The sequence below is a fragment of the Kitasatospora sp. Xyl93 genome, from assembly GCF_055383135.1.
In genome coordinates this window covers 4,562,807-4,589,181 of record NZ_AP029185.1, presented here as the reverse complement: position 1 = coordinate 4,589,181, position 26,375 = coordinate 4,562,807, and the positions used below count along the sequence as shown (strand labels likewise).

General features: G+C 74.9%; 24 protein-coding genes. 15 read left to right on the top strand and 9 right to left on the bottom strand.

What is annotated here, in order from left to right:
• Window positions 1-25 precede the first annotated feature (25 nt).
• Window positions 26-544: a GNAT family N-acetyltransferase gene (locus ACZ5GH_RS20625; protein WP_464334968.1), complete on the top strand. Its 519-nt coding sequence runs from the start codon at window positions 26-28 to the stop codon at window positions 542-544.
• A gap of 63 nt (window positions 545-607) precedes the next feature.
• On the opposite strand, the gene ACZ5GH_RS20620 is transcribed toward ACZ5GH_RS20625, so the two are convergent.
• On the bottom strand, window positions 608-2,152 hold the full coding sequence (locus ACZ5GH_RS20620; RefSeq protein ID WP_387760404.1) for an MFS transporter: 1,545 nt from the start codon (window positions 2,150-2,152) through the stop codon (window positions 608-610).
• Window positions 2,153-2,244: 92 nt separating this feature from the next.
• Complete coding sequence (locus ACZ5GH_RS20615) at window positions 2,245-2,679, bottom strand: MarR family winged helix-turn-helix transcriptional regulator (RefSeq protein ID WP_030235202.1); 435 nt, start codon at window positions 2,677-2,679, stop codon at window positions 2,245-2,247.
• A gap of 125 nt (window positions 2,680-2,804) precedes the next feature.
• On the opposite strand from ACZ5GH_RS20615, the gene ACZ5GH_RS20610 reads away from it, so the two are divergent.
• The gene (locus ACZ5GH_RS20610; RefSeq protein WP_464334967.1) at window positions 2,805-3,254 is read left to right on the top strand and encodes a VOC family protein; all 450 of its coding nucleotides are present in this window, start codon (window positions 2,805-2,807) and stop codon (window positions 3,252-3,254) included.
• 285 nt (window positions 3,255-3,539) lie between these two features.
• Window positions 3,540-4,415, top strand: a complete 876-nt coding sequence (locus ACZ5GH_RS20605; RefSeq protein ID WP_387760406.1) for an MHYT domain-containing protein — start codon at window positions 3,540-3,542, stop codon at window positions 4,413-4,415.
• 117 nt (window positions 4,416-4,532) lie between these two features.
• Here ACZ5GH_RS20605 and ACZ5GH_RS20600 read toward each other — a convergent pair whose 3' ends face one another.
• A complete protein-coding gene (locus tag ACZ5GH_RS20600) occupies window positions 4,533-6,245 on the bottom strand; it encodes a hydrogenase maturation protein (RefSeq protein ID WP_464334966.1) in 1,713 nt (570 codons plus the stop codon).
• A gap of 248 nt (window positions 6,246-6,493) precedes the next feature.
• Window positions 6,494-7,417: a DUF4231 domain-containing protein gene (locus tag ACZ5GH_RS20595; protein WP_387760408.1), complete on the bottom strand. Its 924-nt coding sequence runs from the start codon at window positions 7,415-7,417 to the stop codon at window positions 6,494-6,496.
• A 131-nt stretch (window positions 7,418-7,548) separates the two neighbouring features.
• On the opposite strand from ACZ5GH_RS20595, the gene ACZ5GH_RS20590 reads away from it, so the two are divergent.
• The gene (locus tag ACZ5GH_RS20590) at window positions 7,549-7,998 is read left to right on the top strand and encodes a VOC family protein (RefSeq protein ID WP_387760409.1); all 450 of its coding nucleotides are present in this window, start codon (window positions 7,549-7,551) and stop codon (window positions 7,996-7,998) included.
• A gap of 78 nt (window positions 7,999-8,076) precedes the next feature.
• Here the strand turns inward: ACZ5GH_RS20590 and ACZ5GH_RS20585 are convergent, their stop codons facing one another.
• The gene (locus ACZ5GH_RS20585; protein WP_387760410.1) at window positions 8,077-9,537 is read right to left on the bottom strand and encodes an NCS2 family permease; all 1,461 of its coding nucleotides are present in this window, start codon (window positions 9,535-9,537) and stop codon (window positions 8,077-8,079) included.
• Window positions 9,538-9,713: 176 nt separating this feature from the next.
• Between ACZ5GH_RS20585 and ACZ5GH_RS20580 the strand changes: the two genes are divergently transcribed.
• Together ACZ5GH_RS20580 and ACZ5GH_RS20575 are read left to right on the top strand one after the other, a co-directional pair.
• Window positions 9,714-10,028 carry a DUF2530 domain-containing protein gene (locus ACZ5GH_RS20580; RefSeq protein WP_387760411.1) on the top strand — a complete coding sequence of 105 codons (315 nt, stop codon included), beginning with the start codon at window positions 9,714-9,716 and terminating at the stop codon, window positions 10,026-10,028.
• Window positions 10,029-10,080: 52 nt separating this feature from the next.
• On the top strand, window positions 10,081-12,543 hold the full coding sequence (locus ACZ5GH_RS20575; RefSeq protein ID WP_387760412.1) for an HAD-IC family P-type ATPase: 2,463 nt from the start codon (window positions 10,081-10,083) through the stop codon (window positions 12,541-12,543).
• Window positions 12,544-12,612: 69 nt separating this feature from the next.
• Here the strand turns inward: ACZ5GH_RS20575 and ACZ5GH_RS20570 are convergent, their stop codons facing one another.
• Window positions 12,613-15,909, bottom strand: coding sequence for a sacsin N-terminal ATP-binding-like domain-containing protein (locus tag ACZ5GH_RS20570; protein ID WP_387760413.1), 3,297 nt, complete (start codon window positions 15,907-15,909; stop codon window positions 12,613-12,615).
• A gap of 128 nt (window positions 15,910-16,037) precedes the next feature.
• On the opposite strand from ACZ5GH_RS20570, the gene ACZ5GH_RS20565 reads away from it, so the two are divergent.
• Complete coding sequence (locus tag ACZ5GH_RS20565) at window positions 16,038-16,415, top strand: hypothetical protein (protein WP_464334965.1); 378 nt, start codon at window positions 16,038-16,040, stop codon at window positions 16,413-16,415.
• A 62-nt stretch (window positions 16,416-16,477) separates the two neighbouring features.
• Here ACZ5GH_RS20565 and ACZ5GH_RS20560 read toward each other — a convergent pair whose 3' ends face one another.
• The gene (locus tag ACZ5GH_RS20560; protein WP_387760453.1) at window positions 16,478-17,359 is read right to left on the bottom strand and encodes a DUF3027 domain-containing protein; all 882 of its coding nucleotides are present in this window, start codon (window positions 17,357-17,359) and stop codon (window positions 16,478-16,480) included.
• Between the two features lie 540 nt (window positions 17,360-17,899).
• On the opposite strand from ACZ5GH_RS20560, the gene ACZ5GH_RS20555 reads away from it, so the two are divergent.
• From ACZ5GH_RS20555 to ACZ5GH_RS20540, 4 genes are all read left to right on the top strand, one after another.
• Window positions 17,900-19,255, top strand: coding sequence for an MFS transporter (locus ACZ5GH_RS20555; RefSeq protein WP_464336849.1), 1,356 nt, complete (start codon window positions 17,900-17,902; stop codon window positions 19,253-19,255).
• Window positions 19,256-19,327: 72 nt separating this feature from the next.
• Complete coding sequence (locus ACZ5GH_RS20550; RefSeq protein ID WP_387760414.1) at window positions 19,328-19,858, top strand: hypothetical protein; 531 nt, start codon at window positions 19,328-19,330, stop codon at window positions 19,856-19,858.
• A gap of 10 nt (window positions 19,859-19,868) precedes the next feature.
• A complete protein-coding gene (locus ACZ5GH_RS20545) occupies window positions 19,869-20,648 on the top strand; it encodes a futalosine hydrolase (protein WP_387760415.1) in 780 nt (259 codons plus the stop codon).
• Between the two features lie 11 nt (window positions 20,649-20,659).
• The gene (locus ACZ5GH_RS20540) at window positions 20,660-21,511 is read left to right on the top strand and encodes a 1,4-dihydroxy-6-naphthoate synthase (protein ID WP_387760416.1); all 852 of its coding nucleotides are present in this window, start codon (window positions 20,660-20,662) and stop codon (window positions 21,509-21,511) included.
• Between the two features lie 55 nt (window positions 21,512-21,566).
• On the opposite strand, the gene ACZ5GH_RS20535 is transcribed toward ACZ5GH_RS20540, so the two are convergent.
• The gene (locus ACZ5GH_RS20535) at window positions 21,567-21,950 is read right to left on the bottom strand and encodes a cold-shock protein (RefSeq protein WP_387760417.1); all 384 of its coding nucleotides are present in this window, start codon (window positions 21,948-21,950) and stop codon (window positions 21,567-21,569) included.
• 469 nt (window positions 21,951-22,419) lie between these two features.
• On the opposite strand from ACZ5GH_RS20535, the gene ACZ5GH_RS20530 reads away from it, so the two are divergent.
• The gene (locus tag ACZ5GH_RS20530) at window positions 22,420-22,659 is read left to right on the top strand and encodes a hypothetical protein (protein ID WP_387760418.1); all 240 of its coding nucleotides are present in this window, start codon (window positions 22,420-22,422) and stop codon (window positions 22,657-22,659) included.
• A gap of 28 nt (window positions 22,660-22,687) precedes the next feature.
• Here the strand turns inward: ACZ5GH_RS20530 and ACZ5GH_RS20525 are convergent, their stop codons facing one another.
• Window positions 22,688-23,317, bottom strand: a complete 630-nt coding sequence (locus ACZ5GH_RS20525; protein WP_387760419.1) for an HAD family hydrolase — start codon at window positions 23,315-23,317, stop codon at window positions 22,688-22,690.
• 99 nt (window positions 23,318-23,416) lie between these two features.
• On the opposite strand from ACZ5GH_RS20525, the gene ACZ5GH_RS20520 reads away from it, so the two are divergent.
• From ACZ5GH_RS20520 to ACZ5GH_RS20510, 3 genes are read left to right on the top strand one after another with little or no spacing between them, the layout of a single operon-like run.
• Window positions 23,417-24,445 carry a FecCD family ABC transporter permease gene (locus ACZ5GH_RS20520; protein WP_387760420.1) on the top strand — a complete coding sequence of 343 codons (1,029 nt, stop codon included), beginning with the start codon at window positions 23,417-23,419 and terminating at the stop codon, window positions 24,443-24,445.
• A complete protein-coding gene (locus tag ACZ5GH_RS20515) occupies window positions 24,442-25,488 on the top strand; it encodes a FecCD family ABC transporter permease (RefSeq protein WP_387760421.1) in 1,047 nt (348 codons plus the stop codon). Before ACZ5GH_RS20520 ends, ACZ5GH_RS20515 begins: the two co-directional genes overlap by 4 nt.
• Entirely contained in the window at window positions 25,488-26,306 is an 819-nt protein-coding gene (locus ACZ5GH_RS20510) for an ABC transporter ATP-binding protein (RefSeq protein WP_387760422.1), read from the top strand. The genes ACZ5GH_RS20515 and ACZ5GH_RS20510 overlap by 1 nt, the downstream gene beginning before the upstream one ends.
• Window positions 26,307-26,375: the final 69 nt, after the last annotated feature.

Sequence of the window (26,375 nt, the reverse complement as noted above, 5' to 3'; positions counted from 1 at the left end):
GTGGTCTGGGGTAGAACGTTCTTCCATGAAGATCCGCAACGGGGGCCCCTCGGACGTCCCCGACATCCTGTCCCTGCTCGACGGCGCCGTCTCCTGGCTGACCGCCCAGGGCCGCACCGGCCAGTGGGGCGACCAGCCGTTCAGCACCAACCAGGCCCGGGTCGACCAGGTCTCCTCGTACGCCGAGGAGCCGTTCCTGATCCGCCTCGCCGAGGACGAGGACGGCCGCACGGTCGGCTGCTGCGTGCTCTCCGAGGACCGCGGCCGGTGGATCCCCGCCGTGGACGAGCGCGAGCTGTACGTCCGCAACCTGGTCACCGACCGCGAGCGCAAGGGCTCCGGCATCGGCGCCGCGCTGATCGCCGACGCGATCGAGGAGGCCCGCCGGCGCGGCATCGGCCTGCTGCGGGTGGACTGCTACGGCGGCGCCGACCGCAAGCTGGTCGGCCGCTACCGGGCGCTCGGCTTCACCGAGACCGTGGCGTTCGAGGTCGACCAGCCGCACGGCGTCTGGCCCGGCCAGGTGCTGGAGATCCGCCTCTGACCGAAGGCCCCACCCCGGTTTCCCCGAAGGTCGACGAGGACCTCGGGGAAACCCGACTCCGCGTCAGCAGGCCGGCGCCAGCTCGGCCTTGCCGGTCGCGCCGGCGCGCGGCACGAAGGCCACCACCCGGCCGCCGCGGCCCGGGTGCAGGTCGAACCGCACCCGCAGGTCCGCGCTGCGGGCCAGCACCAGGCCGACCGCGCCGGCCGCCGCCGCGGACACCAGCCCACAGGCCAGCAGGCCGAGCCGGGGCCCGTACGAGGCGGTGACCCAGCCGACGATCGGGGCGCCGATCGGCGTGCCGCCGGTGAAGACCAGCACCAGCAGGCCCATCACCCGGCCGCGCACCTCGGGGTCGGTGGCCAGCTGCAGCGAGGCGTTGACCGAGGTGTTGAAGGTCAGCCCGAAGACCCCGATCAGCATCAGCAGCAGCGCGAAGGTCCAGTAGTCGGGCGCGAACGCGGCGACCACCTCCAGCGTGCCGAAGGCCAGCGCGGCGCCGACCAGCCGGCGCAGCCGCGGCGCGCCCCGGCGGGCGGCGAGCAGCGCACCGGTCAGCGAGCCGATCGCCATCGCGGTGTTCAGCAGGCCGTACTGCCCGGCGCCCACCTCGAAGGTGTCGTACGCGAACCCGGAGAGCAGCGTCGGGAAGTTGAAGCCGAAGGTGCCGATGAACCCGGCCAGCACCATCGGCCAGAGCAGTTCGGGCCGCTCCCTGACGTACCGCAGGCCCTCGCGCAGCTGCCCCTTCTCGCGGGCGATCGGCTCGGTCGGGCGCAGTTCGCCCTCCCGCATCGCGAGCAGCCCGCCGATCACGGCGGCGAAGGACAGCGCGTTGACGGCGAACGCCCAGCCGCTGCCGACCGCGGCGATCAGCAGGCCCGCGACGGCGGGGCCGACCAGCCGGGCGGTCTGGAAGTTGGCGGCGTTCAGGCTGACGGCGTTGGCGAGGTCCTTGGGCCCGACCATCTCGGAGACGAAGGCCTGCCGGGTCGGGTTGTCCACGACCGTGACCAGGCCGAGCAGCAGCGCGAAGACGTACACGTAGTACGGCGTCACCACGCCGCCGACGGTCAGCACCGCGAGGCCGGCGGCCAGCAGGCCCATCGCGCCCTGGGTGTAGATCAGCAGCCGGCGCTTGGGCATCCGGTCCGCGAGCACGCCGCCGAACAGGCCGAGCAGCAGCATCGGCAGGAACTGCATGGCGGTGGTGATGCCGACCGCGAGCGGGCTGCCGGTGAGGCTCAGCACCAGCCAGTCCTGGGCGATCCGCTGCATCCAGGTGCCGGTGTTGGACACCACCTGGCCGGCGAAGTAGTAGCGGTAGTTGCGAACGCGCAGTGAGGAGAACATCCCCCGGGGCCGGGTGAACTCGGCACCCGTGGGGGACGTGGCCGGGTGGGTCCGGCCGGGAGCGGCGGAGTCCGCCGCGGTGCGTTCGTCGGGGTCGTCGTCGCCGTTGCCCGGCAGTCCCGCGGGGGCCTGGGCGTCGGCGGCCGCGGTGCTCGCCGCGGCGGGGTCGGTGGTCGGGTCGTCGGTACGGATGGCGGCGGCGCTGGCTGCGGCCGGCGGTGTCACGGTGGTCTCCCCTCGTGGCGCGACGGCCATGGCGGTGGCCGTCGCGCTCCTGGTGTCGGTGGTCGGTCCTGCGGTGATGCGGTGCTCCTCGTTCTTCCGGCGGCTTGCCGGATTCGGTGTGCCTAGAGGTGTGCGAGCTTGTAGAGCACGGGCGCGGCCTCCCTGAGGACGGCCCACTCCTCCTCGTCGAGCCCCTGGGCGAGCTCGGCGAGCCAGACGTTCCGGCGTCGACGACTCTCCGCGAGGATCGTCTCGGCCTGCTCGGTGCTGCTGACGACCACCTGGCGGCGGTCCTCGGGGTGCGGCTCGCGCCGCACCAGCCCCTTCTCCTCCAGCATCGCGACGATCCTGGTCATCGAAGGGGGCTGCACGTGCTCCTTCCGGGCGAGCTCACCCGGCGTCGCCTTTCCGCACCGGGCGAGGGTGCCCAGCACTCCCATCTCGGTGGGACTCAGCGACTCCTCCACCCGTTGGTGTTTGAGTCGTCGGGAGAGGCGCATCGTGGACGATCGCAGCTGACTGATCGCTGCGAGGTCCTGCTCGGACATCTCGGGCATCTCTTTAGCTTACGTCATTACTCTCGCTAAGGAAAATGGGATTCCGCCGCCGTGCCGGAGGGTCACCCCGGTGCCATATTGGGTCTTGGGCCCCAGCTCTCGACTCCCAGAAGGGCCGACCTGCCATGTCCGACCTCGCCACCGAGCAGTCCGAGCGGTCCGAACGGCCGCGGCCGTCCGAGCGGTCCGAGCGCACCGGGCCCGGCGACACCGGCTTCGCCCGGCTCGCCATGGTCACCATCGACTGCGCCGACCCGGTCGCGCTGGCCTCGTTCTACGGCGAGCTGCTGGGGTGGGAGACCAGGCACGCGGACGAGCACTTCGCGATCCTGGACAACCCGGAGGGCGGCAGCCCGCTGGGCTTCGGCCGGGTGACCGGGTACCGGCCGGAGCCGTGGACGGAACCGGACGGCAGCAAGCACTTCCACCTCGACTTCTACGTCGACGACCTGGACGAGGCCACCGCGAAGGCCCTCGCGCTCGGCGCCACCGAGCCCGCCTACCAGCACGGCCGCACGCTGCGGGTGCTGATCGACCCGGCCGGCCACCCGTTCGGACTAGCCCCCCTGGAGTGAGCACCGAACGGGCCCTGGGGGGCGGTGCGCAGGCGGTGTCAGGGGTTGGTGGCGGGATCATGCAGGCCTCGTAAAGGTCCTTTCTGACCTGGCACTTCACGAAAAACACGAACATTGTGCGACTACCGGGCAGTGGCTACTCTGCCCGATTGTCAGGGGCACCACATGACAGGCTCCTTCCCGCGGGACCACGCTCCCGTTCCGGTGCCCGTTGCCGCGCGCCTTCCCCGGCCAGCCGCGTCCGCCCACGCCCTGGTGCCCTCAACCCTCGTCCAGGGAGCTCTATTGGGTGCGATCCACCATGCCGACCACGGCTGGGTGACCCCGGCGGTCTCGTACTTCGTCGCCTGCGTCGGCGCCTTCGTCGCGCTGCGCAGCGCCCGCTGGGCACTCGTCTCCCAGGGCCGTACCCGGGCCGTCTGGCTGCTGTTCGCCTCGACCTCGCTCGGGGCCGGGATCTGGTCCATGCACTTCATCGCGATGCTCGGCTTCTCCGTGACCGGCGTCGAGATCAGCTACCGGCCCGGCCTGACGGTGCTCAGCCTGCTGGTCGCCGTCGCCGTGGTCGGCGTCGGGCTCTTCACCGTCGGGTACTGGCGACGGCACCCTGCCCTGGCGCTGCTGGTCGGCGGGCTGACCACCGGTCTCGGGGTCGCCGCGATGCACTACCTGGGCATGGCCGCGATGGTGCTGCCCGGCCGGCTCGGCTACGACCGGCTCACCGTGGCGGCCTCGGTGGTGATCGCCGTGGTCGCGGCCACGGCCGCGCTCTGGGCCGCGCTGAACATCCGGGGCACCATCGCCGTGCTGGCGGCGGCGCCGGTGATGGGCGTGGCGGTCTGCGCGATGCACTACACCGGCATGGCGGCGCTCTCCGTCCACCTGGACTTCTCGCGCTCCACCGAGGACGGGGTGATGGCGCTCCAGTTCATCTTCCCGCTCGGGGTCGGGCTCGGCTGCTACGTGTTCTTCGGTTCGCTGGCGTTCGCCGTCTCGCCGAGCCGGTCCGACGCCCAGCCCCTGCTGGCCGGTCCGGCCGCCCCGCTGCCCCCGCGTGCCCCCGGGGCCGCGCGGGCGGCGCGCACCCCGGGCGGCCCGGACAGCCCACTGGTCCCGCCGCAGCAGCGGCGGCGGCCGGTGGGCGGGGCGACCCGGCGCTGACGCGCCGGGTCGGGAGCGGGGCCCGATCGGGCGCCCGGCCGGGCCCCCCACCCCGGCCGGGCGTCGCCCGCTCCCCCTGACGACGGCCCGGGCCGTACGACCGCCTGGGCCGTACGGCTACTCGGGCCGCCCGAGCAGCCCCGCCACGTGCTCCGGCGTGGCCACCGGGCAGACCTTGTGCACGAAGTCCCGCCGCAGCGCGTGGTACGGCTCGCCCGCCCGGTAGAAGTTGGCGTGCATCCGGCGCAGTTCCTCCGCCCGGTACTCGGCCAGCGGCTTCTCCTCCTCGTCGGCCGCGCGGCGGCGCTTCTTGTCCACCAGCCGCCCGGTGAGCTCCGGCGAGGCGGCGATCCGGGCCGCCTCGCGGGCCGCCCAGCGGCGGAACCCGGCCGCGTCCCCGCCGACCGTACGGTCGACCAGGCCGATCCGCCGGGCGTGGTCGGCGCCGACCGGCAGCGCCTCGGTGGTGAGCCGCTCGGCCTGCTGGGCGCCGACCCGGCGGGGCAGGGTGTACGTCCAGTACTCGGAGCCGTACAGGCCCATCAGCCGGTAGTGCGGATTGAGCACCGCCGACTCCCGGCACCACACCTCGTCGGCGGCGAGCGCCATCATCAGCCCGCCGGCCGCCGCGTTCCCGGCCAGCGCCGCCACCGTCACCTTGTCCGTCGTGGTCAGCACCGCCTCGACGAAGTCGTCCATCGCGTTGATGTTCTCCCACGACTCCAGCGCCGGGAAGGCCGCGCCCTGGATGACGTTGAGGTGGATCCCGTTGGAGTAGAAGTCCCGGGGCGCGCCGAGCACCAGCACCGAGGTCGGCCGCTCGGCCGCCGCCCGGTAGGCGGCGAGCAGCCGGCGGCACTGCTCGGTGCTCATCGCCCCGCCCGCGTAGGCGAATTCGAGGAAGCCGACGTCGCCCTCCTCGCGGTAGCGCAGCTCCGACCAGGTGTCCCGGCGGCCGGCCGCCTCCGGGCTCACCGGCACCTCGCGGACCCGGTGCAGCTCGTCGGCGAGCACGGTGGCGGCCGGCAGCTTGAAGGTGGCCGGCCCGCCGGGGGTGCGGCGCGGGCGCAGCTGGGGTATCCACACCGCGCCGTCCACGGTGGCCCGGCAGATCGCGCCGTCCCGGGTGGCCAGCACGGCGCCGGGCACCGGGCCGCGCAGCCGGTCCTCGGGGTGGCCGCCGTGCAGGAAGAACTCCCGTCCGTACAGCTCGTCCAGGACGCCGGGCTGGGAGTCGGCGGCGCGCAGGCGGCGAAGCACGGTGGCGGTGTCGTCCCGCTCCCAGTCGATCCGGCGCTCTTCCTGGCGCAGGAAGGGCCGCGGTTCGCCGTGCACGTCCGGCCGGGAGTAGTCCAGCGGCTCGGGGGTGTACACCCCGCCCTCGTAGCGCTGGACGGCCAGCAGGACGGCCTCGACGGCGGCGTCCGCGAGCTCGCCCCGGTACAGCTCGCTCTTGCCGCAGGCGGGGACGGGGAACTCGACGGAGGCCCAGATGTCGCCGGCGTCCATCTCCTCGACGGCCTGCAGCACGGTGACCCCCCAGCGCTCCACCCCCTCGGTGATCGCCCGGTCGAGCGAGGAGGGGCCGCGGTCGCCCTTGGGCCCCGGGTGGACGATCAGGACCGTCCGGGTGGACCAGATGTCCTGCGGGACGGCCTTGGTGAGCATCGGGCAGACGATCAGCTCGGGATCGGTGCGGGCCACCCCCGCTCTCATCTGTTCGTCGCCGAGGGCGAGTTGGACGGCGACCTGGTGGCCGCGCTCGCGCAGGGCGGTGTGGACGCGCTGGGTCAGGCTGTTGAACGCGCTGGCGATCAGGAGAATGCGCAAGGAGGGCCTCCGGCGGGAACTGGGGTCGCGCGCAGGCGATGAAACCAGGGCATGGACACGTAATGATTACGGTCCGTACCTCGGCGCTCTACTCTCACGCACCCCGCACACCTGTGCGCCGCGCTTCGCCGGATCTCCCCAAGTCCCCGTTGCGGTGGAGTACCCTCCCGTGCCACGCCTCCCGGCCCCGCCCCCGACCCCCGGCCCCGGCACGACGGCTCCGGGAACGCCGGCCGCGGGACGACGGCTCAGCGCGGGAACGCCCGGCGGGCCCGCCACGTGGTGTGCTCCCGGGAGACCGCGTCCTCCGCGTCGGCGGCCAACCGGGCCCAGCTCGCCTCGGCGTCCGGCGCCCGGAGGTCGAGGTCGGACAGCTGGTTGCCGACGTTCTCCAGCTCGCGCGCGGCCAGCTGGTAGGCGGCGGCCAGCGGGCCGAGCTGCTTGAGCTGCGTCCAGGCGATGATCGCCGCGGCCGCGGCCGAGCTGGCGCCGAAGAGGTGCACCGACAGCGCGCCGGTGGCCTGGGCGACGGCCGCCGCCGCGCCGACGATGATCAGCACCGCGATGCCCAGCCCCCAGGAGACCGCCTGCGAGTCGCAGGCCTCGGCCCGGGAGCGGTACCAGGTGCGCTGGCCCTCGACGCGGGTGCGCAGGTAGAGGGTGCGCCGCGCGGTCAGGTTCCCGGCGCGCTGCCGGCGCATCTCCGGGGTGATCTCGGCGACGCTGCCGGGCGGCACGATCTCCGGGTCCTCGAAGGCCCGCAGCACGTCCTCGACCTGGAGCAGGTAGCCGCGGTCGACGTCGGCGGACTCGGCCGGGCCGTCGAACGGCCGGGCCCGGACGGTGTACTTCCAGGCCAGCGTCTTGACCGACTCGGCCGCCGCCCGGGCCTGGTACCAGCGGCCCTGCGGGTTGCCGCGGCGCAGCCGGGACCAGAAGTAGCCGGCCACCAGGAACGCGGCCACCGAGAACAGCGGCCAGACGTCGAAGTCGCCCTTGTCGTCCGGGCCGGGGAACGACCCGATCACGGCGGCGACCACCAGCATCGCGATCAGTCCGCGGTACCAGCGCAGCGTCTCGCGCTGGCCGTCCAGCGAGGCCTTGTCCGCCGTCCAGAACAGCTCCGGCAGCAGCTGTGCCTCGACGCCCCCCGGCGGATCCTGTTGCACCATCGGTCGACTCCCCTCCCCCTTCTCCGTCCAGCCAGTATTCCCGCCGTCAACTCACCTACACGAGTGCCTTTTTGACAACTTCTGACGGCCGACCGTTGATCCGCCGCCTTGTAACCGATATAAACAGTTACATGCCGCTGCACTGGAAGCTCGTCATCGACTGCACCGACCCGCACCGCCAGGCCGCCTTCTGGGCCGCCGCCCTGGAGTACACGCTGGAGGACCACAGCACGCTGATCACCCGGCTGCTCGCCGCCGGCGCGGTCGGCCCGGAGGCCCTCACCGAGCTGGACGGCCGTCCGGCCTGGCGCTCGCTGGCCGCCGTCCGCCACCCCGAGGACCCGTTCGACCCGGCCTCGGACACCGGCCTCGGCCGCCGTGTCCTGTTCCAGGCCGTCCCCGAGGCCAAGCAGGGCAAGAACCGCCTGCACCTCGACGTCCACCCCGGCCCGGGCGAGCGCGCGGCCACCGTCGCCCGCCTCGAAGGCCTCGGCGCCGCGGTCCTGCGCCAGGTCGAGGAGCCCGGCGGTGCCTGGACCGTCATGCGGGACCCGGAGGGCAACGAGTTCTGCGTCCACTGACCGGCGGACCGCCCCCCGGAAACGCCGTGGCCCCGTCCTCCCCAGCGGGAGGACGGGGCCACGGGCGGCCGTACGGCGTCAGAGCAGGCCGAAGGCCGGCATCAGGTAGTAGAAGGCGAACACCGCCGCCACCGCGTACATCGGGACGGGGACCCCGCGGCCGCGGCCGGCGGCCAGGCGCAGCACGCAGAAGGCGATGAAGCCCAGGCCGATGCCGTTGGTGATGCTGTAGGTGAACGGCATCATCACGATGGTCAGGAAGGCCGGGATCGCGATCGTGTAGTCGGCCCAGTCGATCTCCTTGATCGAGTTGGCCAGGATCAGGAAGCCGACGGTGATCAGGGCCGGGGTGGCGGCCTGGGCCGGGACCATGGTCGCGAGCGGGGTGAGGAAGAGCGCCACCACGAAGAGCAGGCCGGTGACGATCGAGGCGAAGCCGGTCCGGGCGCCCTCGCCGACGCCGGCGGTGGACTCGACGAAGCAGGTGTTGGCCGAGGCCGAGGTGGCGCCGCCGGCCGCGGTGGCGATGCCGTCGACCATCAGGACCTTGTTGATGCCGGGCAGGTCGCCGTTGCGGTCCAGCAGGTGGGCCTCGTCGGCCACGCCGAGGATGGTGCCCATCGCGTCGAAGAAGCACGACATCAGCACGGTGAAGACGAACAGCAGCCCGGTCAGCACGCCGACCTTCTCGAAGCCGCCGAACAGGCTGACCTTGCCGACCAGCCCGAAGTCCGGCGCGGAGACCGGGTTGCCGGGCCAGGTCGGGACGGTGAGGCCCCACTTGAGCGCCGGAACGTCGGCCACCTTGTCGATGATCGCGGCGAGCGCGGTGGAGACCGCGATGCTGATCAGGATGGCGCCGGGCACCTTGCGGATCAGCAGGATCAGGGTGAGCACCAGGCCGATCACGAAGATCAGCACCGGGAAGCCGAGCAGGTGTCCGTTGCCGCCGAGCTGGAGCGGGACGGTGGTGTGGGCGGCGTCCGGGATGCGGCTGACGAAGCCGGAGTCGACCAGGCCGACCAGGCTGATGAACAGGCCGATACCGATCGCGATGGCCTTGCGCAGGCCGAGCGGGACGGCGTTCATGACCCGCTCGCGCAGGCCGGTGGCGACCAGCAGCATGATCGCGAAACCGGCCAGCACGACCATGCCCATGGCGTCCGGCCAGGTCATCTTGGGGGCGAGCTGGAGCGCCACGATCGTGTTGACGCCGAGTCCGGCGGCCAGGCCGATCGGGACGTTGCCGATGACGCCCATCAGCAGGGTGGTGAGACCCGCGGTGAGGGCGGTGGCGGTGACCAGCTGACCGCTGTCCAGGTGGGCCCCGGTGACGTCCGTGCCGCTGGCCAGGATGATCGGGTTCAGCACCAGGATGTACGCCATGGTGAAGAAGGTGGCGACACCGCCGCGGATCTCGCGCGGCAGGGTGGAGCCGCGCTCGCTGATCCGGAAGAAGCGGTCGACGGCGCCGGTGGGGGGCTTGGGCGCGGCGTCGGCGGGTTCGGGCGACTCGGTGGTCGGCTGGACCACAGGCATGCGTGCGTCCTCTGTGGGGGAGCTGAGGAGAGGGAGGGGACGCCCGGGGCGACGGTGGCCGGGCGCAGATCTTTAAGTATGGTTTCCCGATCGCACACGCGCTATCTTCGCGCGTAGAGCCCGTACGGGGTCACGGCGCCCGCACAGCCGCCCCACCGCACCGTACGCTAGGCCCCATGCCCAAGACGCCACTGCACCCCTCGCCCCCTCCGCTGGAGGCCAACGACGTCGCCATCGTCGGCGGCGGCACGGTGCTGTGGTTCGTGGCCTTCCTCGCCCTGCTCCCCTTCCAGGGCACCCTCTCCGAGCACGGCCACGGCACCTGGCCCTGGATCTGCCTCTCCGGCGGCCTGCTCGGCCTGATCGGCCTCTGGTACTGCCGCGCCCGGCGGGACGCGATCGCCCGCAGCCGCGCCGCCGGGGACACCGGACGGACCGTCGGACGCACAGCCGGGGACGACGGCCGGAACCAGGCCACCCGGTCGGACTGAATAGTCCTTTAGTAGCACGCATCGGACATAAGGCGCCCGTAGAGTCGGTGCCATGACGCAGCCTGCCCAGCCAGCGGAAGAGCGGCCGACCGACGGGGAACGGCCGGACGGAGCGCACCCCCTCGGCCTGCTGCCCGGCCGGCGCGGTGGCCTGACCGCCGCCGAGGTGGCCGAGCGGGTCGCGAAGGGCCAGGTCAACGACGTTCCGGTGCGGTCCAGCCGGTCCACCGGGGAGATCGTCCGGGCCAACGTCCTCACCCGCTTCAACGCGATCATCGGCGTGATGTTCGGGATCATCCTGGTCGTCGGTCCGATCCAGGACGGGCTGTTCGGCCTGGTCATCGTGGCCAACACGGCGATCGGCATCATCCAGGAACTGCGCGCCAAGAAGACCCTGGACAGCCTCGCCCTGATCGGCGAGGCCCGCCCGCAGGTCCGCCGGGACGGCTCCGCCCAGCAGGTCGGCGTCTCCGAGATCGTCCTCGACGACACCGTGCTGCTCGGCACCGGCGACAAGGTGATCGTGGACGGCGAGGTCACCGAGGCGGACGGGCTGGAGATCGACGAGTCGCTGCTCACCGGCGAACCCGACCCGGTCCTCAAGCAGCCCGGCGACCAGGTGATGTCCGGCAGCTTCGTGGTGGCCGGCGCCGGCGCCTTCACCGCCACCAAGGTCGGCCGCGAGGCCTACGCGGCCCGGCTCGCCGAGGAGGCCAGCAAGTTCACCCTGGTGAAGTCGGAGCTGCGCTCCGGCATCGACAGCATCCTGCGGATCATCACCTACCTGCTGGTCCCCACCGCCCTGGGCCTGATCATCAGCCAGCTGGCCGTCGAGGGCCGGGACTGGAAGGAGGCCGTCCGGCGCATGGTGGCCGGCATCGTGCCGATGGTCCCCGAGGGCCTGGTGCTGCTGACCTCGGTCGCCTTCGCGATCGGCGTGGTCCGGCTCGGCCGCAAGCAGTGCCTGGTCCAGGAGCTCCCCGCGATCGAGGGCCTGGCCCGGGTGGACACCGTCTGCCTGGACAAGACCGGCACCCTCACCGAGGGCGGCATGGACGTGGTCGACCTGCGGGTGCTCGCCGACGGGGAGCCCGCCGCCGTCACCCCGGAGACCGTCGAGCACGCGCTGGCCGTGATGGCCGGCGCCGACGCCCGCCCCAACCCGTCCATGCAGGCCGTCATCGACGCGTACGGGCGCGGCGACGGCGGTGCGGACGGCGCGCCGGGGAACGGCTGGCGGGTGATCGAGGCGATGCCCTTCTCCTCCGCCCGCAAGTGGAGCGGCGTGCAGCTGCTGGAGCCGCAGGGCGGCGAGGCCAGCTGGCTGCTCGGCGCGCCCGACGTGCTGCTGCCCGCCGGGCACCCGGCGCTGGCCGAGGTGGACGAACTGGGCGCCAAGGGCCTGCGGGTGCTGCTGCTGGGCCGCACCCCCGTCCCGCTGGACGCCCCCGACCCGGCGGCCGACCTCACCCCGCTCGCCCTGGTGGTACTCCAGCAGCGGCTGCGCTCGGACGCCGCGGAGACCCTGCGCTACTTCGAGAGCCAGCGGGTCCGGGCCAAGGTCATCTCCGGCGACGCGGCGGTCTCGGTCGGCGCGGTGGCCGGCCACCTGGGCCTGCCCGGCGCCGACCACCCGCTGGACGCCCGCAGCCTGCCCGCCGACCCGGAGGAGCTCGCCGACACCGCCGACCGGACCAGCGTCTTCGGCCGGGTCACCCCGCAGCAGAAGCGCCGGCTGGTCGGGGCCCTGCAGTCCCGCGGCCACACCGTGGCGATGACCGGCGACGGCGTCAACGACGTGCTCGCGCTCAAGGACGCCGACATCGGCGTGGCGATGGGCACCGGCTCCGACGCCACCAAGGCGGTCGCCCAGATCGTGCTGCTGAACGACTCCTTCGCCTCCCTGCCCTCGGTGGTGGCCGAGGGCCGCCGGGTGATCGGCAACATCGAGCGGGTCGCTTCGCTCTTCCTGGTGAAGACCGTCTACTCGGTGCTGCTGGCGCTGCTGGTGATCTTCACCCACTCGCCGTACCCGTTCCTGCCCCGGCACTCCACCGTGCTGTCCTCGCTGACCATCGGCATCCCGGCGTTCTTCCTCGCGCTCGCCCCCAACAACGAGCGGGCCCGCACCGGCTTCGTGAAGCGCGTGCTGCGCCTCGCGATCCCCGGCGGCGCCATCGCCGGCACCGGCACCTTCGTCGCCTACACCCTCGCCCGCACCGACCACGCGACCGACCTCACGGCCGACACCAGCGTGGCCACCCTGACGCTCTTCCTGATCGCCGTCTGGGTGCTCGCCATCGTCGCCCGCCCGTACAACTGGTGGCGCCTGCTGCTGATCGGCACCATGGGCGGCGCCTTCGCCCTGGTCCTGCTGGTCCCCCCGCTGAAGAGCTTCTTCGACCTCTCCCTGGTGGGCTTCCGCGACCCCCTGACGGGCGTCGCCATCGCGGTGGTCTGCGGCATCGCGCTGGAGGTCGCCTGGGCCTGGATGAAGCGCCGCGGGTACGAGTGACGTGCCCGGCGGGGACGCGCCGGGCCGACTCGGCCCGCTGACGCCCGCGGCGCCTCAGCCGCGGACCGCTCAGCCCTCGAAGTCGCGGGCGGCGGAGAGCTCGTAGGCGCGGTCCGGCTCGCTGAGGGCGGCCAGCACCTCGAAGCGGCGGTGCCACTGCCCGACCGACCAGGCCAGCCCCGCGGCGAGGCCCTCCGGGGTGGCCGCGTGCAGCAGGCCGGACACCGGCGGGACCTCGAACTCGTCGTCCTCGTCGCCGGCCTCGGCCAGCTCCGGGTCGTACGGCGGCTCCGGGGTGTCCGCCCCGGTGTCCCAGCGCCAGTCCACCGCCGCCTCGGCGCCGTCCGGCCCGACGACCAGCAGCTCCTCGTGCTCCTCGTAGGCGACCGGGCAGCCGGGCAGCAGCTCCCGCACCACCGCCGGGACCCGGTGCAGCGCGCCCTCGGAGAGCACCCGGCCGCCCGCCACCTCGCTGGCCAGCGACACGTGCAGCCGCTCGGCGAGGTCGGCGGCCAGCGCCGGGGCGACCGGCAGCAGCGGGTACGGGTGCAGCAGCTGGACCAGGTCCGGGGCGTCGGCGACAACCGCCTCGGTGGCGTCCACCACCACGGTGTGGTCCGGCCGGCGCCCGGTGGCCGGGTCCAGCGGCGGCAGCGCCCGCACCACGTCCAGCGGCTCGATCCGCTCGCGGTCCACCCGGGCCAGCGCGGTGTGGATGCCGTGCAGCTGGCGGTGGCCGACCTCGGCGGCCGGGTCGGTCATCCGGTCCAGCACCTCGTCCGGCCCGTGCGGCTCGGCGAGCAGCGCGGCCAGCGTGGTGCGCACCCCGAGCGCGTGCAGGAACCGGTCGTCCAGGGTGGTGCGGGCCTCGTCGTACAGGCCGCGCAGCAGCGGGTCGGCGCCGGCGGCGCGCAGGCCGGCCGGCTCCCGGCCCGCCAGCACCGGGTGGTCGCGCAGCCACCACGCGGTGTACGGCGGCAGGTCGGCGTACGAGCCGTCCGGCAGCAGGGTGCGCACCGGGTTGACGACGGCGTCCCGGTACGGCGGGCGGGCCAGCGCGGCAAGCGCCTCCGGCCAGGCGTCGTCGTCCACCAGGTCGAGGTCGCGCACCGCCAGCAGCTCGGCGGCCACCGGCGGGACACCGACCGCCTCGTCGGCCTGCAGCGCCTCCAGCGCGTCCTCGGCCCACTCGGCGAGCCCGTCCGGCGCCTCGTCCAGCAGGCCGGTGGGGTGGCCGCCGGCCGCGCGGTCGGCCGGGACGGTGGGGTCCAGCCGCTCCAGGTCGTCCGGGTCGAGCACCACGTCCTCGGCGCGCACCAGCACGAAGTCGGCCAGCACGCCGACGGCGGCGAGCACCTCCGGCCCCCAGCGCTCCAGCAGCTCGTCGTCCACCCAGCCGGCGTCCTCCTCGCGGGCGAGCGCGGCGAACGGGCTTCCGGGCAGGACGAGTTCGCCGGCCCGGGCGGGCTCGCCCTCGTCGTCGAGCAGCGCCAGCCGGGCCAGCCAGGGGTGGGCGCCCGGCTCGGCGGCGGCGGCCTTCACCAACGCCAGGACGGCGTCGGCCAGTTCGAGCGCCGCGTCGAGGTCGTCCTCGGCCAGCTCGTAGGAGCGGGCGACGGCGGCCCGCACCTCGGGGGTGTCCAGCACCCCGGCCGGGGTGGCGGTGCCTGCGCCGAGCTTGGCCAGCAGCGGGTGGGCGGCCTCGGGGTGGGCCAGCCGCAGGTCGAGTGCGGCGAGCGCGCCCGCGAGCGACCCGGGGTAGCCGGGGAAGGCCGCCCAGTCGGCGTCCTCGGAGGGCAGCAGCACGCGCCGCGGCCCGGTGACCGTCCGCCCGTCGGCGAGCGGGACGGGCAGCGCGCCGAGCGCCTCCGGGTCGGCCGCGCCGAGCGCCGCGTACAGGTTGCGCCACCAGGCGGGCTCGCGGTCCAGGCCGCCGAGCTGGTCCACCACCTCGGCCAGCGGCACCCGGCGCACGTTCAGCACCCGCAGCTCGGTGCGGCGCTCCAGGCCGGCCGGCAGCAGCCCGGGGAAGATCGGCGCGAGCGCCTCGACCACCGAGCCGTCCGCGCCCTCCAGCAGCGTCGCGTCGCGGGGCCGCAGCGCGGGCGTGCCCTGCTCGACCGGCGCCGGGTGCGGCAGGAACGGCGTGCCGGGCAGCCGGGAGAGCACCGCGGCGCGCAGCGCGTTGTCCAGCGCGCCCTGGCCGAGCGGGGCCGGGACGAGGCCGAGCGAGCCGAGGTCCGCGCCGCGGGCGCGCAGCAGGTCGGCGTAGCTGTCGGCGGCCCGCTCGGTGAGGAAGTCGGCCAGCGGGCCGGGCGCGACGTGCCGACGGGTGGAGTCCAGCGGGTACGAGGCGATCAGCAGCGCGGGCAGGCCGACCGGCTCGTCGCTGGGGGTGGGCGCGTGCAGCACCGAGGCGATCCCGGGCCGCTGCGGGGCGCCGTCCGGGCCGACCGGGACGGCCCAGGTCACCGTCCAGTACGGGCGGGCGCGCTCCTCGGTGGGCCGGTCGGCCAGCAGCTCGGCGGCGAGCGTGCCGGAGGCGCCGGCGGTCTGCCAGACCGTCTGCCGCAGCCCGCCGCCCGCGTCGTCGGTGACGGTGACCTCGGTGACCCCGTCCGGGCGGGTCTCGGCGGCGGCCCGGGTGAGCGTGCGGGTGCCGTCCGGGGTCTCCACCACGACCTCGCGCAGGCCCGGCAGGGTGAGCAGCAGCGCGTCGTCGATCCCGGCCAGCAGACGGCGGGTCAGGTCCTCGGCGGCGGCGTCCCGCAGCGGCAGCACGACCACCGTGTCGTAGCCGTCCGGGGCCGGGCCCTCGGCGGCGAACGGCAGCCGCAGCAGCGGCACGTGGCCGTCCCGGCGGCGCAGTTCGTCGGCCAGCTCGGGCTGGGCCCCGGCCAGCGCCCGGGCCTCGCCGAGCGACCAGCGCACCCCGCCGGAGGCGCTCAGCACGGCGGGCTCGTCGGTGACCGCGAGGACGGCGGCGAAGCCGACCCCGAACCGGCCGACGGCGGGCTCCTCGCCGCGCTTGGAGGACGCGCGCAGGGTGGACAGCGACTCGACGGCGGCCGCGTCCAGCGGGGCGCCGGTGTTGGCGGCGGCGAGCACGCCGTCGGCGAGGGTCAGCCGCAGCCGGCCGGGGCCGTGGCCGGCCCGCACCGCGGCGTCGGCCGCGTTCTGCGCCAACTCGACCACCAGGCGGTCCCGGTAGCCGCCGAGCGCCAGCTCCTCCTCGGCGTTGGCGTCCTCCCGGAACCGGGCCGGCGAGGCGGCCCAGGCGTCCAGCACCCGCCGCCGCAGCGCGGCGCTCCCGAAGGGGTCCGCGAGGTGCTCGTCCGTGCCGCTGCCGATGATCCGAGGTTCCACTGGACCTGCCGCCTTCCGCTGCCCTGTTCGTCGTAGGGCATTCTTCCCTGCCCGGGCACCCCCGACGGACCACGGGCGCCCGCTGCCTATGCTGAGGCCCGAGTTCCGGCCGGTGAGGGGGAGGGCACGTGGTCTCCGACGGTTCCTGGTACGTCCTGGTCGAACGCGACCGCCGGATCGAGGCGGACGGCGCCCACCGGTGGCAGCTGACCCCGCCCCAGGAGGCCCCGCTGGGCCGGGAGCAGGCGGTCCGGCTGGCCGAGGAGACGGCCCGCACGTACGTCCCCCGCGAGGGCCCGGAGCCGGACGGCCCGCCGATGCGCCGGATCTTCAGGACGTCCGACGGCGGTTTCCTGGTCGAGCTCGCCCACCGCGGCTGGAAGCGCCACTTCCGGGTCTCGGTTGCCGAACTGGTCCACAGCGGGCAGGACGCCCCGCCGCCCGGCCCGACTGCCCCGGCGCCGGACGCCGCCCCGCCCGGGCGCGGGTTGTTCGGCCGCCGCTGAGCCCGGGAACGCCGACGGCCCGCCCCGGTTCGTCGCCGGGGCGGGCCGTGCGGCCCGGGGCCTCAGGAGTGGCCGAGCTCCTCGGCCGGGGCGTCGGGTTCGACGGAGCCGGAGGCGCGGTCGGGGTGCAGCGGGAGCGGCTCGACCACCAGCTCGTCCAGGATCAGCTCGGACGGCGCCGGCGGGGCCGGGATGACGGCCGCCTCGGAGTGCCCGCCGCAGCCGTACGCGAAGGAGACGATCTGGCCGTCGGCCGGGCCGAACTCGTTGCCGCACACGCCGAACGCCTGTCCGAGCGAGCCGCCGATCGGGACCAGGAAGCCGCAGCTCGCGCACGAGGCCGGCGCGGCCTGCGCCATCGGGGTGTGCGGGCCGTGGACCTTCTCCCAGCGCTCGGCGGCCAGGTGCAGGCCGAGCCGGGAGAGCACCCGGCTGCGGCCCAGGCCCAGCTCCTCGGCGACGGCGTCGATCCGGGCGCGGGCCGGGGCGGGCTGGACGTGCGGGTCGGTGACGACCAGGTCCTCGTCGTCCACCAGGGCGACCGCGGAGTTCGGCGCGGGCTCGTCCTCGCCGGTCCAGCCGGGCTCCAGCCGCAGGTCGTCGGCGCCGGTGGGCAGCAGGTCGCCCGGGCCCATGTCGCCGGGGCGCAGCCGGTCGCTCCACGGCACCCACTGCGGGGCGAGGATCGCGTCGGGGCCGGGCAGCAGCACGACCTCGTCCAGGGTGACGTTCTTGGCGCGCGGCGCACGCGCGACGGTGACCGCCCAGTGCCAGCCCCGGTACGCCGCGTCAAGGCACTCGAAGGTGTGGGTGACGACGCGGTCGGCGTCCGCCTGGACACCCAGGTGCGGCCCGACGGCCTCCGCACCGACGGCCTCCTCGGCGGCCTGGCGGGCGAGTTCGACGGCCTCGGCACAGAGCCGGTCGGGGGTACGGCTTCGCATCGCAGCACTCACGGCGTCGATTCTCTCCCAGTTCTTCTGTCGCCCACGGCGTGTTGCCTGATCCGTCGCGGCTCGGTGTCCCTCGTCCATTCTGCGCGACCCGGAGCCCCCTCGGGTACCGGCCGCGCCGCTCGACCGGCCTGCCGGCGCCCCGGCGCCCCGGCGGGTCGACCTTGGGGCAGGCTACCCGCCGGTCGGTGCCCCGGCACAGTCCGGGGCGGACACGGCCGTCCCCGGGCCGCGCCGAGCGGAGCCCGGTCCTGCGTCGGCTCGGCGATTCTGGGGCAGGATGGGCTTGTGGCGGACCACGACCCGTCGCAGCACGCACTCCGCGCCCCGCAGGCCGGCAGCCCCGACCAGGCGGACGCCGTGCCGCGACAGCAGCCCCCGGTCCCCGGCGCGGGCGAACCGCGGCCGGCGGACGGCGCCGGGGCGCCCTCCGGGCCCGCGGCCCCCGACGTCCCCGTCGCCCCCGGCCGGGCCGGGCAGGAGCCGCAGGACGACGAGGACGGGGCCGAGGCCCCCGAGCCCCGCCGGAACATCCTGGTCCGCACCGCCTCCGCCGTCGGCTCCCGCACCGGCAAGGTGGTGCACGGCACCGGCCGGCGGATCCGCCGGGCCACCGCCGCCGAGGGCGCGGGCGAGTCCGGCCTCGCGAAGCTGATCGAGCTGCACGCGCTCAACTCCTTCGGCGACATGCTGATCACCGTCGCACTGGCGTCCACCATCTTCTTCTCGGTGCCGACCGGCGAGGCCCGCGGCCGGGTCGCGCTCTACCTGCTGATCACGATGGCCCCGTTCGCCCTGCTGGCCCCGGTGATCGGCCCGCTGCTGGACCGCCTGCCGCACGGCCGCCGGGCGGCCATGGCGATGGCCATGCTGGCCCGGGCGGTGCTGGCCTGGACGATGGCCGGGGTGATCGTCGGCGGCGGCATCGCGCTCTACCCGGAGGCGCTCGGCGTGCTGGTCGCGTCCAAGGCGTACGGCGTGGTGCGCAGCGTGGTGGTGCCCCGGCTGCTGCCGAGCCGGCTGTCCCTGGTGAAGGCGAACTCCCGGGTGACCCTGGCCGGGCTGCTGGCCACCGGCGTGGCGGCCGCGGTGGGCGGGCTGCTGCACCTGATCGGGCCCGGCTGGCCGCTGCGCGGCGCCTTCCTGGTGTTCGTGGTCGGCACCCTGATGGCCTTCCACCTGCCGCCGGCGGTGGACTCGGCGAAGGGCGAGCAGCGCGCCGTCCTGCACGCCGAGGTGCACGGCGAGGGCTCGCACCTGATCCACCACCGGCCGCCGCCGGTCAAGGCCTCGCTGCGCACGGTCGGCCCCTCGGTGATCCTGGCGCTGCGGGCGATGTCGGCGATGAAGTGGCTGGTCGGCTTCCTGGTGATGTTCCTGGCCTTCCTGCTGCGGGAGGAGCCGGTCGGCGGGCTGCGGCCGACGGTGGCGCTGGGCCTGGTGGCGCTGGCGGCCGGGACGGGCAACGCGCTGGGTTCGGTGCTCGGCTCCTGGCTGCGCACCCGCGGCCCGGAGGCGACGGTCACCGCGATGCTGCTGCTGGCGACCTGCGTGACGGCGGCGACCGCGCTCTGGTACGGCGTGGTGACGGTGGTGCTGGTCGCCGGGGTGGCCGGGATGGCGGCCTCGCTGGGCAAGCTGGCGCTGGACGCGCTGATCCAGCGGGACGTCCCGGAGGCGGTGCGGACCTCGGCGTTCGCCCGCTCGGAGACCCTGATGCAGCTGTCCTGGGTGGCCGGCGGGGCGGTCGGCATCCTGCTGCCGCTGAACGGGAAGCTGGGCCTGTCGATCGCCGCCGGGGTGGTCGGCCTGATGCTGCTGTGGACGCTCCGCTCGCTCTTCCGGGTGGGCCTGCGGCGGCACCCGACGGCGCCCCGGGTGGCCTGATCGGGGCGGGCGGCAACACGCGGCGGCGACCCCCGCGTCGCGTGATCGGCCAGGCCCGGTAGATTCTGACGCATGAGCCTCAATTCCCGTGTCATCGCCGCCCTCGGCGCCGTCGTCGTGGTCGGCGCCGCCACGGTGGGCACCTCCGTCGCCATCGCCGCCGACCAGACCGAGCACAGCTCCCACCGGGCCACCCTCACGGTCGGCAACTCCTCGGTCGAGACGGACCCGCTGTGCTGGAACGGCGGCAACCCGATCACCGAGGACCTCCAGCAGGAGTGCCAGGACAAGGCCACCGAGGCCCTCAAGAACGGCACGCTGCCCACCTCCGACGTGGTGGCGAGCGACCGGGTCGGCGTCGGGGTCTCCCCGAACGTGGCCGAGACCGGCTGGTGGGCGTTCACCAACGGCGGCTCGACCGGCCAGGGCGGCCGCTTCAGCCTGTTCTCGTACGCCAAGGGCCCGACCTGGTCGGGTTCCCAGCAGGCCAACAAGGTGCTGAACGCCAGCGGCAAGACCCTGGTCACCGTGGTCGAGGGCGACAAGAACTCGGACAACCCGATCGCCGTCTGGTACTTCCAGCTGAACACCCAGGACAGCTGACGGTCCCGCGATGACCGCGCCCGCCGTCACCGACGGCCCCGACGAGCGGTCGGGCCCCGCCCGGGCCCGGCTGCTCGTCGTCGTCGCGGTGGCCGCCGAGGCCGAGGCGGTGCTGCGCGGCCTGCCCGGCGGGTCCGCCGCGCTGCCGCTGCCCGGCGGCACCCTGCACCGCGCCGAGCAGGCGCCGGTGGACGTGCTGGCCGCCGGGGTCGGCCCGGCCGCCGCCGCTGCCGCCGCCTCCGCCGCGCTGGCGGCCCACCCGTACGCGCTGGCCGTCTCGGCCGGGATCGCCGGCGGTTTCGTCCCGCTCGCCCCGGTCGGCGCCACCGTGCTGGCCGACGCGATCGTGGCCGCGGACCTCGGCGCCGAGACCCCGGAGGGCTTCGCCGACGTCACCGAGCTGGGCTTCGGCACCGTCCGGCACACCCCGCCGCCGGCCGCCGTCGCGCTGGTCGCGCGGGCGCTGGCCGGCCCGGACCTGGCCGTCGGCCCGGTGCTGACCGTCTCCACCGTCACCGGCAGCGCCGAGCGGGCCGCCGAGCTGGCGGCCCGCCACCCGGGCGCCGTCGCCGAGGCGATGGAGGGCTTCGGCGTGGCCGAGGCCGCCGCCCGGTACGGCGTGCCGGCCCTCGAACTGCGCACCGTGTCCAATCCGGTGGGCCCGCGCGACCGGGCCGCCTGGCGGATCGGCGAGGCGCTGGCCGCCCTGGAGCGGGCCTTCGCCGCGCTGCCCGTCCACGAACTGCCCGGGCTGGTCGCCGCCACCGGCCGCGCGGCACGAACCGACTGAGGAGGCCGGCCGTGGCTGAACGGCTGAGCATCGCGTACTCGCCCTGCCCGAACGACACCTTCGTGTTCCACGCCTGGGCGCACGGCCTGGTGCCCGGCGCGGACGCCCCCGAGGTGACCTTCGCCGACATCGACGTCACCAACGGCCGGGCCGAACGCGGCGAACTGGACGTGCTGAAGATCAGCTACGGCGCGCTGCCGTGGGTCCTGGAGGAGTACGCCCTGCTGCCCTGCGGCGGTGCGCTGGGCCGCGGCTGCGGGCCGCTGGTGCTCACCCTGCCGGGCGTGGACTCCCCCGCCGACCTGGCCGGGAAGACCGTCGCGGTGCCCTCCGAGCGCTCCACCGCCTACCTGCTGTTCCGGCTCTGGGCGGCGAAGGCGGTGCCGGGCGGCTTCGGCGAGATCGTCGTGCTGCCGTTCCACGAGATCATGCCCGCCGTCCGGGACGGCCGGGTGGACGCCGGCCTGGTGATCCACGAGGCCCGCTTCACGTACCGGCAGTACGGCCTGCACAGCCTGGCCGACATGGGCGAGGCCTGGGAGCGGGAGACCGGCCTGCCGATCCCGCTGGGCGCGATCGTCGCCCGGCGCTCGCTCGGCGCCGAGCGGCTGCGGGCGATCGCCGACACGATCCGCGCCTCCGTGCGGCAGGCCTGGGCGGATCCGGCGGCGAGCCGCGGGTACGTGCTGGCGCACGCCCAGGAGATGGACCTGGACGTCGCCGAGCAGCACATCGGGCTGTACGTCACCGAGTTCACCGAGGACCTCGGCGAGGAGGGCTACGCGGCCGTCCGCGCACTGCTCACCCGGGCCGCCGCGGAGGGGCTGGTGCCCCCGCTCGACCCGGGTGCGCTCGCGTTCTAGCCGCCGGTTCCGGCCCGCTGTCCCGGCGGCTGGCTCCGGCTCCGGCTCCGGCCGGTCAGATGTCGAACTGGTCGGCCACCGCGCGCAGCAGGCCGGCCAGCTTCTGGCCGGTCGGCTTGGCGGGGTAGCGCCCGCGCTGGAGGCCGGGCAGCACCGAGTCCAGCGTGGTGATCAGGTCCTGGACGATCGGCGCCATGTCGTCGGCGCTCCGGCGCTGGGCGGCGGCCACCGAGGGCAGCGCCTCCAGCAGCTGCACGGCCATCGCCTGGTCCCCGCGGTGCCCGGCGACCACGCCGAACTCGACCCGCTGGCCCGGCTTCAGCGACGTGACACCGTCGGGCAGCGCCTTGGTGTGGACGAAGACGTCGCCGCCGTCGTCGCGCGACAGGAAGCCGAAGCCCTTCGTCTCGTTGAACCACTTGACCTGGCCGGTGGGCATCTCGAACAGTCCTCGAATGGGTGTGAGGGATCCCGGCCCTGGCCGGGGATCACTGGGTGGTGGGAAAAGCGTCCGACCTCGGGTCGGCGCCCGTGGGCGCTCATGGTCGGCACGCGGTCAGGAGCAGACTAACGGCCCGTCACTGCCTCATCCGCGTTCCGCGAGGGAACCGCGTTCCGAGGCCCGGTCGGGGCGGCGGGAGCGGGATCTCGCGGTCACGGGCGACCCGGCACTGGCACGGCCGGGGCGCGGCTCCGCGCAGTCCATCGGCTCACACCCCCGGGTCTGAGGACGCGGGACGCACCTGTAGCGCCCCTCGGCACCCCGTGCATACCCCCGCTCAACAGGGATCAAAACGTTCAGCTGCCGGGAAACTGCGCAACGTGACCGGCCCGCTCCGGCCGACGGCTCCGGCGGCCGCTCTGCCAGACTGGGGGCAGTCCCCACCGGTCCCGAGGAGTGAGCAGACGTGAGCAGCCAGAGCGCCGAGCCCGGCGACGTGTACGTCAAGGCCGGGGCGATCGTCTTCGGTCTCGGCGCACTCGCCACCCTGGTCACCTTCGTCCCGCTGTTCCTGCACCTGACGCCCCTGCCGACGGCCGCGTACTGGCTGAGCATGCTGATGCCGGCCGGCTTCCTGGCCGCGCTGACCGGGCTGCTGCTCAACGCCCGGGCCCAGCGCCGCCGGACCGGGCCCGTCGGGTCCTGAGGGCCCGCCGCGGGCCCGGGGAGGGCCCCTAGAGGGCGGCCAGGTGCCCGGCGAGCCAGTCGGGGAAGGCGTTGAGGTCGTCCAGCACCACGTCCGCGCCCGCCTCGCGCAGCTCGTCCGCGCTGTACGGGCCGGTGGGCACGCAGACCGCGACGGCGTCCGCGTGCCGGGCTCCCCGGATGTCGCCCAGGTGGTCGCCGACGTAGACGGTCGCGCCGTGCTCGCGCAGCGCCTCGCCCTTGGTCTCCGCCCACAGGTCGCCGATCACGGTGTCCGCGACCAGCCCGGCGTGCTCCAGGTGGAGGCGGGCGTTCGGCTCGTACTTGCCGGTGATCACCGCGACCCGGCCGCCGTGGGCGCGGACCGCCTCGACGGCGGCGTACGCGCCGGGCAGGGCCGTGGTCGGGGCGAAGGCGTGGTCGCGGTAGAGCTCGCGGTAGCGGGTGACGGCCCGCTCCACCTCGGCCTCCGGGAACCAGTTGCGGATCTCGTCCGCCAGCGGCGGACCGAGCCGGGTGACCACCAGGTCGGCGTCGATGCGGGTGCCGGTCTCGGCGGAGAGCGCCAGGTAGGTGGCGCGGATACCCGGCCGGGTGTCCAGCAGCGTCATGTCGAGGTCGAAGCCGACGGTGAGCTGAGCGGGGGAGGTCTCGGGCATGCCGTCAGGCTACCCAACGGGTGTCGCGCAGGACGAGGCAATTTGCCCGGGCTCCGGAGCTGAACTTAGGTTTGCCTCAGTTGTCTCCGGAGAGGGCCCATGAACACCAGCGCACCGCCCGGCACGCCCCGCGCGCCGCGGCGCCGAATACCGTGGCTCGCCGCCGCCCTCGCCGTGCTGGCCGCCGCGGTGCTGCTGAGCCTGGCGGTCGGCAGCCGGACCGTCCCGTTCGGCGACACCCTCGACGCCCTGCTGCACGGCGGCGACACCGCCGACGCCGTGGTGGTCCGCGAGCTGCGGGTGCCGCGCACGGTCGTCGGGCTGGCCGTCGGAGCGGCGCTCGGCCTGGCCGGGGCCGTCATGCAGGGCCTGACCCGCAACCCGATCGCCGACCCCGGCATCCTCGGCGTCTCCCAGGGCGCGGCGGCCGGCGTGGTGGTCGCCATCTCCGGCTTCGGCGTCTCCACCCTCACCGGCTACGTCTGGTTCGGCTTCGCCGGCGCGGTGGTCGCCACCGTGCTGGTGTACGGGCTCGCCGGCCGCGGCCGGGGCGGCGCCACGCCGATCAAGCTGGCGCTGGCCGGCTCGGCGATGTCCGCGTTCATCGCCTCGCTCAACACCCTGGTGCTGACCACCGACGCGGTCACCATGGACCAGTTCCGCTTCTGGCACGTCGGCTCGCTCTCCGGGCGGACCGCGGACGTGGCCTGGCAGCTGCTGCCGTTCCTGGCCGTCGGCACGGTGCTGGTGGTCGCGGTGGCGCGCGGGCTGGACGCCCTGGCGCTCGGCGACGACACCGCGAAGGGGCTGGGCGCCAGGACCGGCCTGGTCCGGGCGGTCGGCGCGCTCGGCGCGACCGTCCTGACCGGCTCGGCGGTGGCGGCGGCCGGTCCGATCGCCTTCGTCGGCCTCGCCGTCCCGCACGCGGCCCGCGCGGTGGCCGGCGCCGACCACCGCTGGATCCTCGCCTTCTCCGCCGTCCTCGGCCCGGCACTGCTGCTGCTCGCCGACACCCTCGGCCGGGTGCTGTTCCCGCCGTCCGAGGTCCCGGCGGGCGTGATGACGGCGCTGGTCGGCGTCCCGGTGCTGGTGGCCCTGGTCCGCCGCCGGAAGGTGGTGGCGGCATGACCTCGGTGTCGCTGCGCGGCTACTCGGCCGTCCGGGCCGGGCGGGCGTCGTTCCTGGTGCACCGGCGCTCGGTGGCCGTCGCCGTCGGCCTGCTGGCGGCCCTGGCGGCGACCGCGGTGGCCGCGCTCTGCCTGGGCGAGTCCACCGTCGCGCCGGGCGAGGTGGTCAAGGTGGTGCTCGGGCGGCCGAGCCCGCACGAGCTGGTGGTCGGCGAGTTCCGGCTGCCCCGGGTGGTGGTCGGGCTGCTGGTCGGCCTGGCGCTCGGGCTGGCCGGCGCGCTGGTCCAGACCGTCGCCCGCAACCCGCTGGCCAGCCCCGACGTGGTGGGCGTGACCTGGGGCGCGACCGCCACCGTGGTCGGCCTGATGGCGTACGGCGTGGTCGGCTCGACCGGCGAGGCCCCGTACGCGGCGGTGGCCGGCGGCCTGCTGGCCGGGCTGCTGGTGTACGCGCTGGCCTGGCGGCGCGGCCTGCACGCGCAGCGCTTCGTGCTGATCGGCATCGGCATCAGCGTCGCGCTGTCCTCCCTGACCTCCGTCTTCCTCACCAAGGGCGACGGCTTCCAGGCCCAGGCCGCCAAGGTCTGGATGACCGGCAGCCTGAACGGCGCCGGCTACGACCAGGCCGGCCGGCTCGCCTGGGTGCTGGTCGCCGCCCTGCCGGTCGCGCTGTGGGCCGCCCGGGCCCAGCGGTCGATCTCCTTCGACGACGCCACCGCCGTGGGCCTGGGCCTGCGCCTGGACCGGATCCGCCTCGGCATGGCGCTGCTGGGCATCGTGCTGGCCTCGTGCGCGGCCGGGGCCGCCGGGCCGGTCGACTTCGTCGCGCTGATGGCCCCGCAGATCGCGCTGCGGCTGGCCCGCTCGGCGCAGGTCCCGCTGTTCTGCTCGGCGCTGACCGGCGCGCTGGTGGTCGTCCTCGCCGACCTGGTCGCCCGGCGGCTGCTGGCTCCGACGGAGCTGCCGGTGGGCGTGGTGACCGGCATGGTCGGCGCGCCGTACCTGATGTGGCTGCTGATCCGTTCCCGCCGTGGAGGTTCCTGATGTCCGATCACCGCCTGGAGGCCCGGGGCCTCACCCTGGCCTACGAGGCGCGCACGGTCGTCGAGGGCCTGGACGTGGCCGTTCCGGACGGGCGGGTGACGGTGATCGTCGGCCCGAACGCGTGCGGCAAGTCGACCCTGCTGCGGGCCCTCGGCCGGCTGCTGAAGCCGGTCCGGGGCGCGGTGCTGCTGGACGGCGAGGAGCTGGCGCGGATCCCGACCAAGCGGATCGCCCAGCGGCTCGGCCTGCTGCCGCAGTCGCCGACCGCCCCCGAGGGCATCTCGGTGGCGGACCTGGTCGCCCGCGGCCGCCAGCCGCACCAGAGCTGGTGGCAGCAGTGGTCGCCGGAGGACGAGGCGGCGGTCGCGGAGGCGCTGGAGCGCACCTCCACCGCCGACCTGGCCGAGCGGAGCATGGACGAGCTGTCCGGCGGCCAGCGCCAGCGCGCCTGGATCGCGATGGCGCTCGCCCAGGGCACCGACATCCTGCTGCTGGACGAGCCGACCACCTACCTGGACATCGCGCACCAGGTCGAGGTGCTGGACCTGGTCCGCCGGCTGAACGTCGAGCGCGGCCGGACCGTCGTCGCGGTGCTGCACGACCTCAACCAGGCCGCCCGGTACGCGGACCACCTGGTGGCGATGCGGGACGGCCGGGTGGTGGCGCAGGGCGCGCCCGGGGACGTGGTGACCGCCGAACTGGTCCGGGAGGTGTTCGGGCTGGACTCGGTGGTCGTGCCGGACCCGGTGACCGGCACGCCGCTGGTCGTCCCGGGCGCTCCCTGGGCGGCGCTCACCCCCGGCGGCACCCACGCTTGACGGCGCTTCAGCTGTCATTTCGGACATAATCGACGGCGCCCCGACCCGACCGCGCCGCCTGAGGACCGC

What these genes read in the sequence shown, in the direction of transcription:
- ACZ5GH_RS20625 (WP_464334968.1), top strand. Translation starts at nt 26, where the DNA reads ATGAAGATCCGCAACGGGGGCCCCTCGGACGTCCCCGACATCCTGTCC.
- ACZ5GH_RS20620 (WP_387760404.1), bottom strand. Translation starts at nt 2,152, where the DNA reads ATGGCCGTCGCGCCACGAGGGGAGACCACCGTGACACCGCCGGCCGCA.
- ACZ5GH_RS20615 (WP_030235202.1), bottom strand. Translation starts at nt 2,679, where the DNA reads ATGCCCGAGATGTCCGAGCAGGACCTCGCAGCGATCAGTCAGCTGCGA.
- ACZ5GH_RS20610 (WP_464334967.1), top strand. Translation starts at nt 2,805, where the DNA reads ATGTCCGACCTCGCCACCGAGCAGTCCGAGCGGTCCGAACGGCCGCGG.
- ACZ5GH_RS20595 (WP_387760408.1), bottom strand. Translation starts at nt 7,417, where the DNA reads ATGGTGCAACAGGATCCGCCGGGGGGCGTCGAGGCACAGCTGCTGCCG.
- ACZ5GH_RS20590 (WP_387760409.1), top strand. Translation starts at nt 7,549, where the DNA reads ATGCCGCTGCACTGGAAGCTCGTCATCGACTGCACCGACCCGCACCGC.
- ACZ5GH_RS20585 (WP_387760410.1), bottom strand. Translation starts at nt 9,537, where the DNA reads ATGCCTGTGGTCCAGCCGACCACCGAGTCGCCCGAACCCGCCGACGCC.
- ACZ5GH_RS20580 (WP_387760411.1), top strand. Translation starts at nt 9,714, where the DNA reads ATGCCCAAGACGCCACTGCACCCCTCGCCCCCTCCGCTGGAGGCCAAC.
- ACZ5GH_RS20575 (WP_387760412.1), top strand. Translation starts at nt 10,081, where the DNA reads ATGACGCAGCCTGCCCAGCCAGCGGAAGAGCGGCCGACCGACGGGGAA.
- ACZ5GH_RS20560 (WP_387760453.1), bottom strand. Translation starts at nt 17,359, where the DNA reads ATGCGAAGCCGTACCCCCGACCGGCTCTGTGCCGAGGCCGTCGAACTC.
- ACZ5GH_RS20550 (WP_387760414.1), top strand. Translation starts at nt 19,328, where the DNA reads ATGAGCCTCAATTCCCGTGTCATCGCCGCCCTCGGCGCCGTCGTCGTG.
- ACZ5GH_RS20545 (WP_387760415.1), top strand. Translation starts at nt 19,869, where the DNA reads ATGACCGCGCCCGCCGTCACCGACGGCCCCGACGAGCGGTCGGGCCCC.
- ACZ5GH_RS20535 (WP_387760417.1), bottom strand. Translation starts at nt 21,950, where the DNA reads ATGCCCACCGGCCAGGTCAAGTGGTTCAACGAGACGAAGGGCTTCGGC.
- ACZ5GH_RS20525 (WP_387760419.1), bottom strand. Translation starts at nt 23,317, where the DNA reads ATGCCCGAGACCTCCCCCGCTCAGCTCACCGTCGGCTTCGACCTCGAC.
- ACZ5GH_RS20520 (WP_387760420.1), top strand. Translation starts at nt 23,417, where the DNA reads ATGAACACCAGCGCACCGCCCGGCACGCCCCGCGCGCCGCGGCGCCGA.
- ACZ5GH_RS20515 (WP_387760421.1), top strand. Translation starts at nt 24,442, where the DNA reads ATGACCTCGGTGTCGCTGCGCGGCTACTCGGCCGTCCGGGCCGGGCGG.
- ACZ5GH_RS20510 (WP_387760422.1), top strand. Translation starts at nt 25,488, where the DNA reads ATGTCCGATCACCGCCTGGAGGCCCGGGGCCTCACCCTGGCCTACGAG.